The 12374-nt window shown below is 71.4% G+C and carries 12 protein-coding genes and 1 riboswitch; of the genes, 9 read left to right on the top strand and 3 right to left on the bottom strand.

Going from position 1 to position 12374, the window contains the following annotated elements:
* On the top strand, positions 1–536 hold a 536-nt coding region (locus AX018_RS20350), incomplete at its 5' end, for a peptidoglycan-binding domain-containing protein (RefSeq protein WP_146749380.1).
* 54 nt (positions 537–590) lie between these two features.
* Here AX018_RS20350 and AX018_RS20345 read toward each other — a convergent pair.
* From AX018_RS20345 to AX018_RS20335, 3 genes are all read right to left on the bottom strand, one after another.
* Positions 591–1928: a glycoside hydrolase 64/thaumatin family protein gene (locus tag AX018_RS20345; protein ID WP_111881143.1), complete on the bottom strand. Its 1338-nt coding sequence runs from the start codon at positions 1926–1928 to the stop codon at positions 591–593.
* 110 nt (positions 1929–2038) lie between these two features.
* Positions 2039–3994 (bottom strand): carboxylesterase family protein, encoded by a 1956-nt coding sequence (locus tag AX018_RS20340; RefSeq protein WP_111881140.1) that lies wholly within the window; start codon positions 3992–3994, stop codon positions 2039–2041.
* A 248-nt stretch (positions 3995–4242) separates the two neighbouring features.
* Positions 4243–4698 (bottom strand): hypothetical protein, encoded by a 456-nt coding sequence (locus AX018_RS20335; RefSeq protein WP_111881137.1) that lies wholly within the window; start codon positions 4696–4698, stop codon positions 4243–4245.
* Between the two features lie 188 nt (positions 4699–4886).
* Positions 4887–5155, top strand: a riboswitch (cobalamin riboswitch).
* Positions 5156–5242: 87 nt separating this feature from the next.
* Here AX018_RS20335 and cobM point away from each other — a divergent pair.
* Genes cobM through AX018_RS20295 form a run of 8 tightly spaced genes read left to right on the top strand, consistent with a single transcriptional unit; the run spans position 5243 to position 12341 of the window.
* Positions 5243–6121: a precorrin-4 C(11)-methyltransferase gene (cobM, locus tag AX018_RS20330; protein ID WP_111881134.1), complete on the top strand. Its 879-nt coding sequence runs from the start codon at positions 5243–5245 to the stop codon at positions 6119–6121.
* Entirely contained in the window at positions 6118–7167 is a 1050-nt protein-coding gene (locus AX018_RS20325; protein ID WP_111881131.1) for a sirohydrochlorin chelatase, read from the top strand. Before cobM ends, AX018_RS20325 begins: the two co-directional genes overlap by 4 nt.
* Positions 7164–7850: a precorrin-8X methylmutase gene (locus tag AX018_RS20320; protein WP_111881128.1), complete on the top strand. Its 687-nt coding sequence runs from the start codon at positions 7164–7166 to the stop codon at positions 7848–7850. Before AX018_RS20325 ends, AX018_RS20320 begins: the two co-directional genes overlap by 4 nt.
* A 7-nt stretch (positions 7851–7857) precedes the next feature.
* The gene (locus AX018_RS20315; RefSeq protein WP_111881126.1) at positions 7858–8994 is read left to right on the top strand and encodes a cobalt-precorrin-5B (C(1))-methyltransferase; all 1137 of its coding nucleotides are present in this window, start codon (positions 7858–7860) and stop codon (positions 8992–8994) included.
* Positions 8991–10331, top strand: coding sequence for a precorrin-6y C5,15-methyltransferase (decarboxylating) subunit CbiE (gene cbiE, locus AX018_RS20310; RefSeq protein WP_111881123.1), 1341 nt, complete (start codon positions 8991–8993; stop codon positions 10329–10331). The genes AX018_RS20315 and cbiE overlap by 4 nt, the downstream gene beginning before the upstream one ends.
* Complete coding sequence (cobI, locus tag AX018_RS20305) at positions 10328–11146, top strand: precorrin-2 C(20)-methyltransferase (RefSeq protein ID WP_111881121.1); 819 nt, start codon at positions 10328–10330, stop codon at positions 11144–11146. Before cbiE ends, cobI begins: the two co-directional genes overlap by 4 nt.
* Entirely contained in the window at positions 11143–11934 is a 792-nt protein-coding gene (locus tag AX018_RS20300; protein ID WP_111881118.1) for a cobalamin biosynthesis central domain-containing protein, read from the top strand. The genes cobI and AX018_RS20300 overlap by 4 nt, the downstream gene beginning before the upstream one ends.
* The gene (locus AX018_RS20295; RefSeq protein WP_111881116.1) at positions 11931–12341 is read left to right on the top strand and encodes a cobalamin biosynthesis protein; all 411 of its coding nucleotides are present in this window, start codon (positions 11931–11933) and stop codon (positions 12339–12341) included. Before AX018_RS20300 ends, AX018_RS20295 begins: the two co-directional genes overlap by 4 nt.
* Positions 12342–12374: the final 33 nt, after the last annotated feature.

Raw genomic sequence — 12374 nt, 5'->3', positions numbered from 1 at the left:
GCGGCCGCGCGATCGGCGCGCTGGGCGGGGCGCTGAAGACGCGGGAGGCGAGCGCGATGCTGACGCTGGTGGACAACCGCTCGGGGGTGCAGGTGTCGGTGTCGGAGGGCAGTGCCTCCAAGAGCGATTTCGCGGGCTTCGGGGGGCTGTTCGGGGGCTCGGCGGGGGGCACGCTGGGCGGCTACCAGAACACGTCGCAGGGCAAGGTGCTGACGGCGGCGTTCATGGATGCGTACAACCAGATGGTGATGGCGCTGCGCAACTACAAGGCGCAGAGCGTGCAGGGCCAGGGGCTGGGCGGCGGCGGCCGGCTGGGGGTGGATGGTGGCGCGGCGCCGTCGCAGACGAAGGCGGGCACGGCGATGTCGGTGCGCGAGGCGCAGGCGCGGCTGAACGCGCTGGGCTACGACGTGGGCACGCCCGATGGCTCGGCGGGCCCGAAGACGGCGAACGCGCTGCGCACGTACCAGAAGGACAAGGGGCTGCCGGTGACGGGGCGGCTGGACACGGCCACGGCGGACGCGCTCTCGCGCTGAGCCTCTGCCGGCGGCGGGGCCGGCCGTTCCCGCCGGTGCCCCGCCGCGCGCGGGTCAGGAGCCGGTCACGCGGGCATCGAGCAGCGTCAGGGTGAGCGTATCGACCCGGGCCGGGTCCAGCGAGATCAGCGGCGCCGAGAAGCGCTCCGCGAAGGCGAAGTTGTAGGCGTCCGACAGCGGATTCAGCGCCTGCGCCCAGGTGTTCCAGTGGTTGGTGACGCCCGCGCCCCAGAGCTTGTCGAAAAGCAGTCCCTGGGGCGGCAACCGGGAGAACCATTCGGAGCTGGCCATGTCGCCGACGGCCACCTTGTCGAGCGTTTGCGCGGACCCGATGGCGCCGATGTTCAGCCCCGCGAAGAAGTCCCCGAGGATCCACGCATACACGTCGTTCTGCGGGGTCTGCTGCGCGCCGCCGTTCAGCGAGAACGAGGGGTTGGCCCCGTAGCAGGATGCGGGGTCGAGAAGATTCCATTGGCTGATCGTGATCGACACCGGGTCGATCAGGCTTGTCTTGCCCGCGATGGTCAGATTGCACTGGGCATCGATGCTGGCCCACAGGTCGTAGCTCTGCGCCTCGCAGGCCGTGCCCGAGCCCTGGGGGTTGCCGGCGAACTGGCCCTTGATGTGGGCGATCTTCCCGTTGCCCAGCGTGGTGAACCCGGGCGCGGGCGACGCGGTCCCGGGCCCGAAGGTGCCGATGAGGTCGCCGAAATAGCCGGCGAAGGTGTCGTAGGGCGTGAAGGGCAGGCCGGGATAGGCGTTGGTCGCAGGGTCTCCGAAAGGCGGGTAGCTGTTGGGGCCGATCACGCGGACGAAACCGCCCTGGGCATTGGTGACGACACCGGAGGCCGGCTGGGTGAGGGCGGTCTGGATGCCCGTGGGCAGGGGCGTGCCCTGGGCTGCGAAGGCCGCGATGATGCCTTTGGCGGTGGGCGTGGACCGCACGGGCTGGCTGAGCTGGCTCAGCGCGGCGTAGATGCCGCTCACGCTGGCGCCGCTCTTCACGCCGTCGAGCTGGTCCACGGCCTGTCCCTGGAACTGTGTGGACAGGCTCATCGGAATGCTCCAGAAATCGATCGCCGTCAGATCGGCAACGCCATAGCTGGAGCCGTCGAAGGTCAGCTCGAACTTGTCGAAGCGATCGGTATTGCCGGTCAGCACCGAGCTGTTGGGGTCGGTGGTCGCGGGATCGATGCCGTACCCCACGTAGATGCGCCCGCTGGTCGTGGCATCGAGGGTGAGGCTGTCGATGGTGCTCAGCGCATACCACGTGCTGGCCGCCATGGCGGCGCCATTGAGCGTGGCGTTGAGGGTGCTTCCCCAGAAGCCGATGTAGACGTTCGTGTCGGCGATGGTGGAGTCGTTCTGGAAATTCAGGGCGATGGATGGCATGGGGCCTCCCGGGGCAAGGATTGGAAATGGCATGGTGTTTAGCCTCCGCGGAGCCGTGGCTCCGCAGAGGCTGCTGCGCGTCAGCGGAGGGCCGTCACCCCGGCCCGCGCTCAGTTGCCCGCGATGGGCGCGATCGTGTTCCACAGCGCGGTGCAGTTCGCCTCCGCATCGATCGTGGCCGCGGCGACGCTGCCCGCGCCGGCCGTGTCCCACAGCGCCAGGGGCGACGATGTGCCGGCGTAGGGCGTCCAGGTGGTCGGCAGGCTGCCGGACGGCGCCCAGGACGCGGGGCTCGACGGGTTGTTCACGAAGCTCGCCCAGGCGGCCGCCATCGTGGTTGCCAGAGTCTGGTCGGCCGCAGGCGGCGGCTTGCTGCCCTGGGTGTAGGCGGCATAGGCCGTGCCGATGGTGTTGAAGACATACGGCAGTTCGTTGGCGTGGCAGACGTTGCCGTTGCCCGGCAGGCAGGCCTGGATCGGCTTCGGGGGCGTGCCGCTGCTGTAGAGGTCGATCAACGGCGCCTGCGCGAACAGGTAGCCGAAAGCCGGCTGGGCAGGGCTGGCCTTGGCATTGGCCGCGGCTGCGCGGTCGGCCATGGCGAGGTTGCCGCAGCGGAAGGCGAAGTCGTTGATGATGCTGGACAGGGTCACTGCCGTGCGGTTCATGTAGCTCGGGGCGCTGGCGGCGGGGGCCTTGTACGGCGTGGTTTTCGTGCCCTGCGTGTCGACGGTGTAGGCGAGGATCTTCGCGCTGTCGCCTTGCCAGACCCTCGGGAGCATGCCCTGGTTGACCATGAGCGGATTGAGCAACGTGTTCCCCAGCTTCAGGTAGGCCATGTTGGCGAAGACCGCGCCCTCGTCCCGGTTGATGCCGAAGACGAAGGGCTTGGCGGGCATGGATGCCGTGGCATAGCCGGCCAGCGGCTGGCCCGCGATGACCGTGCCGTCCTGGGTCGGCGACCAGGGCAGGCCGTCCCGGACCTGCGGAGCGGCTTCGCCCAGCAGCCCGGCCAGGGGGCGCACGGCGGTGGTCTGCCGCTCCACGGCCGAGACCGCCTTGCCCTTCTGGGGAATGAGCTTGCCGGCCTGGGCGCTGAGGATCTGCTGCGCCGTGGCGGCCAGCAGGAGGGGCTTGCCGCTCACGCATTTCAGGCCCATCTGCGTGCACAGCAATCCGCGGAAGTCGCTTCCCATCGCCTGCGCCTTGTCCAGCGCCCGGTAGACCGACCCCACGGGATTGCTCTCCATGATCGCGGCGCGGAACAGCGGCGCGCTCTTCGGCGCGGCGAACAGGTGCAGCCCCGTGGACATGGCCCCGGCGCTCTCGCCCGCGACGGTGACGCGGGCAGGGTCGCCGCCGAACGCGCCGATGTACTGCTGCACCCACTGCAGCGCCTGCTGCTGGTCGAGGATGCCGAAGTTGCCCTGCAGCGGCCCGCCCAGCGATGCGTTCTCGACCGCGCTGTCGATCGCCAGGAAGCCCAGTGCGCCCAGGCGGTAATTGATGGTCACCACCACCATGTTGCCGGTCGCGGCGAGGTAGGAGCCGTCATAGAGATTGCCCTTGCCGACCGGCATGTATCCGCTGCCTTCCACGAAAGCGCCGCCATGGATGAAGAACAGCACCGGCAGCGGGCTGGACGAGCCGACGGCCGCATTCGGCGTGAAAACGTTCAGGTAGAGGCAGTTCTCGCTCTGCGCCGCGGTCGGGATGTTGGGCCGGTCGGCCTGCGGGCAGAAGGCCCCGGCCACGGTCTGCGCGACGTTGCTGCCCGTGGGCTGCTGCAGCACCGGCGGCTTGAACCGTGCCGCCGTGGCGTACTGGAGGCCGAGGTAGGTGTTCACCGCGACGGGCGATGAGGCCCCCGCCGGCGTGATGGAGGCCTGCGTTCCGCACACGGAAGGCGCGGAAGCGCCGCTGCCGAAGGTGGCGGTGGTACCGCTGGCGCAGGAGGGCGCGGCGCTGGCCCGGGTGGCCACCGCCGCTGCGGGGCCGGCGAGGCCCGACAGGACGGCGGTGATCGACAGCGCCAGCCAGGCGCGTCGGATGGATTGCGGATGTCGCATGGTTCCCTCTCTCTTTTTCTCTTTGTTTCCAATGCCCCGGGGAGCGGTGCCCCGCATCGGTCCGCGATGAACGGCGCGCCTGCCCGGCAAGGCGCCGGGCGCGTTGGGGGGCCTGTTTTTTTCGTTGCTGTCCGTGCCGGGTTCTTCGGCCCATGCGCCCGGAGCCTGCAATGCCGCGGCAGCGGCTGGAAAAACGGCGTGGCATGAAGGCCCCCGCGGAGCCGTGGCTCCGCGGGGGCCGCTGCACGTCAGCGCAGGACCTTCACCTTGGCGGTGGACAGCTGGATCGTGTTGGAGTAGTAGGCCCAGATGTAGGCGCCGCCGGCACCTTCGTTGAGGTCGGGGCCCACGTGCGTCCAGCCCGGGATCGACGGGGGCGACGACTCATTGAGGGCGAGGAACATCAGGTTCGTGACGGGCTTCGCGCCGCCCCGCTTCCAGTACATGTAGATGTACTTGCCGCCCGCGCCTTCGTTGAGGTCCACGGGGGACCATTCCCACCCCGGAATGGAGTTGCTCTGCGCACTGTCGTAGGCTTGGAAGTTCACCTCGGTGATGGGGTTGTTCGTGCCTTGCTGGTAGCCGACATAGATGTACTTGCCGCCCGCGCCCTGGTTGAGGTCGGTGGTGTAGAAATCCCAGCCCGGCTGGTACAGAGGGCCTGCGCGGTCGTCGGCTTGAACGGTCAGATTGGTAAGTGCCATTTTTGATGTGAATGTGTTGGTTGATCCAGAGAGCCGCCGAATGACCCGGTGGCTCCCGCCCCCTCTCTTGAGGCCATTTCATTGTGTCGCGGGGTCCGTTGCGGGCGCGTGAATCCGCCTGAAGACTCCTGAAACCTTCTGGACCGGGGCGATGCCTCCGGGGCCCGGAACGCCCGGGGCGGACCCGTCCTATACTCGCGCCCGTTGGTGCCCGCGCGGCCGCTTCCGGCCGCGCAGTTAAACGGGAACCAGGAAGGGCCTGTCCGCCATGGACGCGCGCCCCGGCCTGGGCTGCCCCCGCAACGGTCAGCGATGGAAGGCGCGCTTTTTCCGGCGTCGCCTTCGGCCCCTGGAAACGATGCCCACTGGATGCCTCCCGGCATCCGGGAAGGGCCCGGGAGCCCGGCACACCCGCCGCACCGCCAGCCCGGATACCGGCCGACAGGGGGGTGCGCCGTGCAGGCGCGCTCCATTCACGGATCCTGCGGGGAGGCAGGGCGCCGGGCGCGCTTTCGGGCGCATCTTTTTTTCTTCGTCGCTTTCCATGCCAGATTCTTCGGCGCACGCCCCCGGGGCCTGCGATGCCGCGGCAGCGGGGCCGGGCACGGTCTGGTTCGTCGGGGCCGGCCCCGGCGATCCGGACCTCATCACCGTCAAGGGCCGCTCGCTGGTCGAGCGCGCGGGCGCCATCCTGTTCGCGGGCTCGCTCGTGGACGAGACCGCCACGCGCTGGGCGCCGCCGGGCTGCACCATCGCCGACAGCAAGTCCATGACGCTCGACCAGATGGCCGCCTGGCTCGTGCTGCAGGCGCAGAAGCACCGCACCGTGGTGCGCCTGCAGACGGGCGACCCGGCCCTCTACGGCGCGCTCATCGAGCTGGTGCAGCCGCTCGACGCGGCGGGCGTGCCGGTGCGCGTGGTGCCGGGGGTGTCCTCGGCCATGGCGTCGGCCGCGGCGGCGGTGGAGAGCTTCACGCTGCCCGAGGTCACGCAGACGGTGGTCTTCACGCGCGTGGAGGGCCGCACGCCCATGCCGCCGGGCGAATCGCTCGCCGAGCTGGCGCGGCACCACTGCACGCTGTGCATCTTTCTGTCGATCACGCTGCTGCACAAGGTGCAGGCGGGGCTGCGCGAGGCCGGCTGGGCCGACGATGCGCCGCTACTGGTGGTGCATAAGGCCTCCTGGCCGGGCGAGGAGCGCATCGTGCGCTGCACGCTGGCCGACGTGCGCGAGCGCTGCCGCGAGGCCCAGGTGGTGAGCCAGGCCATGATCATCGCTAGCCCCACGCTGGGCGCGCGCCAGTGGCCGCAGCTCGCCAAATCCAAACTCTACGACCCGGGTTTCACCCACCGTTTCAGGCGCGCGAGCGATGCGCCGGACGGCACGCACGCCCTCAGCACCACGCCGGACACCCTACGATGACGCACCTCCACGCCCCGCACGCCCACGGCCATTCCCATGGGCATTCTCACGATCACGATCACGATCACGATCATGGCCATGCAGCCGGCGCTGTCGATGCCCTCGCGCTCACCGGCACCACGGTGCTGCTGGTCGGCCACGGCTCGCGCGAGCCCGAGGGCAACGACGAGATCCATGCCTTCGTGCGCCAGTGGCGCGCGCGCCGGCCCGGCTGGCGCATCGAGGTGTGCTTCATCGAGTTCGCGCCGCCCTCGCTGCACGACGGCCTGCTGCTGGCCGCGAAGGGCAGCCGCCGCGTGCTGGTGCTGCCGCTCATCCTGAACGCGGCCGGCCACGTGAAGATGGAGATCCCCGAATCCATCGAGCACGCGCGCGCCCACTGCCCGGGCGTGCAGTTCCTCTACGGCCCGCACCTCACGGCCTGCGAGCCCATCCTGCAGATCCTGCAGCGCCAGCTGCGCGACTGCATGCAGGCGCTGGACGTGCCCGATCCCACCACCACCGGCGTGGTGCTGCTGGGCCGGGGCTCGTCCGACCGGCAGGCCAACGGCGACGTCGCCAAGATGGCGCGCTGGCTGCAGGAGGACGGCCACCACGAGCTGGTGGAGATCGCCTTCACCGGCATCACCTGGCCGCGCCTGGAGCGCGTGGTGCAGCGCCAGGTGCTGCTGGGCATGCGGCAGATCGTGGTGCTGCCCTACTACCTCTACACCGGCACGCTGATGCAGCGCATCGGCCGGCAGGTGGAGCACCTGCGGGTTCAGTACCCGCAGGTGCGCTTCGCGCAGTCGCGCCACTTCGGCATGGAGCCCGAGATCTTCGCCCTGCTGGAGCAGCGCGTGGCCGACCTGGTGGCCGGCCTGCCGGACAGCCGCCTGCCCTGCGACGGCTGCAAGTACCGCGAGATCGCGCACGACCTGGGGCACGGCCATAGCCACGAGCACACGCATGCTCCCGCGCAGGGCCATGGGCACGATCACGCGCACGGCCATGGGCATGCCGCCACGCAGGTGGCCCATGCACCCCACGCCGGAGCCGCCGCATGAGCACCGTCAACACCGTCACCGAGCAGCTCACGCGCGCGGGGCAGGCCATCGAGCACGACAGCTTCGCCATCATCGACGCCGAGGCCGGACCGCACGGCTACACGGCGCAGCAGTGGCCCATCGTGCGCCGCATGATCCACGCCAATGCCGACTTCGAGTTCAACGGCCTCACCGACTTCCACCCGCAGGCCGTGGAGGCCGGCATCGCCGCGATGCTGCGCGGCGCCGCGCCCGTGGTGGCCGACGTGGAGATGATCTGCTCGGGCCTCTCGCAGCCGCGCCTCGCCCACTTCGGCATGCGCACGCACCAGTTCATCAGCGATGCCGACGTGATCGCCGAGGCCCAGGCCGAGGACACGACCCGCGCCGTGCAGGCCATGCGCAAGGCGCATCGGCTGGGTCTGCTGGAGGGGGCGGTGGTGGGCATCGGCAATGCGCCCACCGCGCTCATCGAGCTGGTGCGCCTTATCCGCGAGGAGGGCGTGCGCCCGGCCCTGGTGGTGGGCATGCCGGTGGGCTTCGTCTCGGCCGCCGAATCCAAGGACCTGATGGCGCAGGTCGATGCCGTGCCGTGGATCGTGATCCGCGGCCGCAAGGGCGGCTCCACGCTGGTGGTGGCCGCGCTGCACGCGCTGCTGGCGCTGGCAGAAGCGCGGCAAAAGCAGGGTGTAACCGGAGGCTGACCCCGCCATGATGGAAAAGACCGTCCGCCGCGGCACGCGCACCGGCTTCACCACCGGGGCCTGCTCGGCCGCGGCCGCGCGCGCGGCCGTGCTGGGCCTGGTGCACGGCACCGTGCCCGACGCGGTGGACTGCCTGCTGCCCAACGGCGACACGGTGCGCTTCGCGGTGCAGGACGGGCGCCGCGAGGGGAGGGGCGAGGGCGAGTGCGCGCACGCCATGGTCATCAAGGACGCGGGCGACGACCCCGACTGCACCGACAAGGCCCACCTCACCGCCGACGTGCGCTTGCTGCCCGGCCGGCCCGGCGATTTCGTGCTGCGCGGCGGCTTCGGCGTGGGCACCGTGACCATGGCCGGCCTGGGCCTGGAAGTGGGCGGCCCCGCGATCAACCCCGTGCCCCGCCGCAACATCGAAGAGAACGTGCGCGCGGTGGGCGAGGCGCTGCTCGCGCATGCCGGGCTGGAGGTCACGATCTCCGTGCCGCAGGGCGAGGAGATGGCCAAGAAGACGCTCAACGCGCGCCTGGGCATCCTGGGCGGCATCTCCATCCTGGGCACCACCGGCATCGTCAAGCCGTATTCCACCTCCGCCTACCGCGCGAGCGTGGTGCAGGGCGTGCAGGTGGCGGCCACGCTGGGCCATGGCGTGGTGGTGCTCACCACGGGCGGGCGCACCGAGCAATTCGCGATGAAGGAGCGCCCGCACCTGCCGGCCGCCTGCTTCGTGCAGATGGGCGATTTTTTGCGCTATGCGCTCGACGAGGCCGTGGCGCAAGGGCTGCGCGAGGTCGTCATCGGCGGCATGGTGGGCAAGCTCACGAAGATCGCGCAGGGCGAGACCATCACCCACGCCAACCGCGCCGAGGTCGATACCGGGCTGCTGGCCGAGTTGGCCGCTGGCGTGGGCGCGCCGCCCGAGGTGTGCGCCGAGATCGCCGCCGCCGAGACCGCCCGCTTCGGCGCCGAGCGCATGCAGGCCCTGGGCCTCGGCGAAGCCTTCCACACCGCCCTGGCGCAGGCCGTGGTGCGCACGCTCACCGCGCCCGACCGCTACGGCGACCGTTTCCACCTCACCGTGCTCGTCTGCGATTTCGACGGCACCAAGATCACCGAGGCCGCCTCCGGGCCGCCCGCCTCCGCATGACCCTGATCGAGAAAGACCCCCAGCCCTGCCGCGTGATCGGCGTGCTCGACGACGGCGCCGCCAGCCTGGGCGCCACCGCGCTCGCGCTGCTGCGCCGCGCCGACCTCGTGATCGGCGGCACGCGCACGCTGGCCCTGCTGGAAGACGACATCGCCCCGCACGCCGTGCGGCGCGACCTCACCGGCTGCCTCTCGGCCGTGCCCGGCTGGATCGCCGAGGCCCGCGCCGCGCACCAGTCCTGCGTGGTGCTGGCCACGGGCGATCCGCTGTGCCACGGCATCGCGAGCTACCTGGCTTCGCGCCTCTGTATCCAGGCGCTGGAGGTGATGCCCAACGTCTCCACGCTGCAGCTCGCCTGCGCGCGCCTGGGGCTCGCCTGGCAGGACGCGCGCATCGTCTCCGTGCACGCCAAGGATGCGGGCGAATGGGCCGTGGGCGCGCCGCCCACCCACGGCCTGCATGCGCTGGCGCAGGCCGTGCGCGCGCGCGACCGGCTGGCGGTGCTCACCAGCCCCGACAACACGCCCGCGCGCATCGCCCGCCTGCTGGTGGCCGAGGGCCTGGAGGGCGACTTCCAGATCAGCGTGGCCGAGCGCCTGTGCACGCCGGATGAGCGCGTGTGCGCCGACCTCGCGCCCGCCGAGGCCGCCGCGCAGGACTTCGCCGACCCCAACGTGGTGCTGCTCGTGCGCACGCGCCAGCGGCCCGACCCGGTGCGCTTCGGCCTGCCCGACGGGGCCTACCACCAGCGCCAGCCCGACAAGGGCCTGATCACCAAGCAGGAGGTGCGGGCCGTGTCGCTCGCGCGCATGCAGCTGCGCGCCGCGAGCCGCGTGTGGGACATCGGCGCGGGCAGCGGCTCCGTGGGCCTGGAGGCCGCGCGCCTTTGCCCCCAGGGCCACGTCTGGGCCATCGAGAAGAACGAGGGCGATGTGGAGATCGCGCGCCGCAACGTGCGTGATTTCGGCGTCTCCAACCACACGCTGGCGCATGGCAAGGCGCCGGAAGGCCTGGACGCCTGGCCCGACCCGGATGCCGTCTTCATCGGCGGTTCGGGCGGCGAGCTGGCCGAGCTGATCGCGCTGTGCCTCGCGCGCCTGCGGCCGGGCGGCTGGCTGGTGATGAACTTCGTCACGCTGGAGAACCTCGCCACCGCCACGCAGGCCCTGCAGGCGGCCGGCGCCGCGTGGGACGTGCTGCAGCTGCAGGCCGCGCGCAGCAAGCCCATCCTGCACATGCACCGCATGGCGGCCGAGAACCCGGTGTGGATCGTTTGCGCGCAGGCCGCTGCCACTGCGGCCGTTGGCACCGCGCAGGGCGGGGAGGGCGCCGCATGACCTCCGCCACCCCCGGCCGGCTCATCGGCGTCTCCCTCGGCCCGGGCGATCCGGGCCTCATCACGCGCGCCGCGTGGGCGCAGCTCACCCGCACCGACGCGGTGTGGACCTACCCCGCGCGCAGCACCAAGACACCCAGCTACGCGTTCGACATCGTGCAGCGCGCGGGCCTCGCGCCCCCCGCCACGCATCAGGTGCTGCTGTTCCCGATGACGCACGACGGCGAGAAGCTCGCCCGCGCCTGGATGCGCGCCGCCGAGGCCGTGCTGCCCTGGCTGCGGGCCGGGCAGGACGTGCTGTTCCTCGTCGAGGGCGATGCCAGCACCTACGCCACCTTCGGCCACCTCGCGCGCACCGTGCGCGCGCTGGACGCGTGCATCGACACCCCCGTGATCGCCGGCGTGAACGCCTTCGCCGCCGCCAGCGCCAGCGTGGGCTGGCCGCTGGCCGAGCAGGACGACACCATCGCCATCGTGCCCGCCGCCTACGGCGTGGGCGCGGTGGACCGGCTGCTGCCCGACTTCGACACCCTGGTGCTCATGAAGGTCAAGCCGCTCATGGACGACCTCATCGACTGGCTGGAGCGCCGCGCGCTGCTGCCGCATGCCAGCTTCATCGAGCGCGTGGGCGCGCCCGACGAGCGCCGCGTGGCCGGCCCCGACCTGCCGCTGCTGCGCGGCACCAAGGTGAGCTACCTCTCGCTGATGCTGATCAAAACCCCCCACCGCGTGCGCGGCGAACGCATCCAGGGCTGCCTGCGCAAGAGCGGGCCGGCCGGAGCGGCATCGCCCGCCACCGAGGACACCGACGAATGACCCTCCCTTCCGATCCCATCGTTCTCTCCGCCCCGGCCCTCGCGCCGCAGGACGTGCGCGTCTGCCTCGTCGCCATCACGCGCCACGGCGCCGCGCAGGCCGCGCAGCTCGCGCGCGACGTGCCACAGGCCCATGTCTGCACCGCCGCAAAGTTCGCCGGCGCCTTCGAGGGCCTGCCCAACACGGTGCGCGCCTACGAGGGCGCGCTGCGCGACGAGATCGCGCCGCTCTTCGCGGCCTATGACCAGCTCGTCTTCTTCGTCTCGCTGGGCGCCGTGGTGCGGCTCATCGCGCCGGTGCTCAAGTCGAAAGACGAGGACCCCGGCGTGACCGTGGTGGACGATGCCGGCCAGTTCGTCATCCCTGTGCTCTCGGGCCACGTGGGCGGCGCCAACGAGTGGAGCGAGCGCATCGCCGCGCTCATCGGCGCCACGCCGGTGCTCACCACCGCGTCCGACGTGGGCAAGACCATCCCCGTGGACATCCTCGGCCGCCACCTGGGCTGGCGCGTGGAGGCGCCCAAGATCAACATCACGCGCGTGTCGGCCCACGTGGTCAACGGCGAGCCCATCGCCGTGGTGCAGGAGGCCGGCAGCCGCCAGTGGTGGAACCGCCCCACGCCGCTGCCCGCCAACATCGCATGCTTCGACCGGCTGGACGATGTCGATCTGGAGCGCTACCGCGCCGTGCTGTGGATCACCCACGCCGAGGTCGGCCCCGAGCGCTGGGCGGCGCTGCACGAGCGCCTTGTGGTCTATCGCCCGCCCGTGGAGGCCACCGCCCCATGACGGCCGGCCCCCTGCTGGCCGTGGGCCTGGGCTGCGACCGCGGCACGCCCGAAGCGACCGTGGACGCCTGCCTGCGCGAAGCGCTGGCCCGGGCCGGCGCGCAGATCGCGCAGGTGGCCGTGGCCGCCAGCATCGAGGCCAAGGCCGACGAGGCCGCCTTCCTGGCGCTGGCCGGCCGCCACGGCTGGCCGCTGCGCTGGTTCAGCGCCGCGCAGCTCGCGGCCGTGCCCGTGCCCAACCCGTCCGAGACCGTGCTGCGCTACATGGGCACGCCCTCGGTCAGCGAGGCCGCCGCGCTGCTGGCCGCGGGCGCGCCCGATGCCTCGGCGCTGCTCGTCGAGAAGCACCGCCTGCGCGGGCCCGACGGGCGCAACGCCACCGTTTCCATCGCCCGCATGGCGGGTTGATGTTTTCCGTTTTTCTGTTCCACCCACCCGAAA

Source organism: Paracidovorax anthurii (genome assembly GCF_003269065.1).
Lineage (GTDB): Bacteria > Pseudomonadota > Gammaproteobacteria > Burkholderiales > Burkholderiaceae_C > Paracidovorax > Paracidovorax anthurii.
Note: the sequence above shows the minus strand (reverse complement) of the source record. Positions and strands in the feature narration are given on the sequence as shown.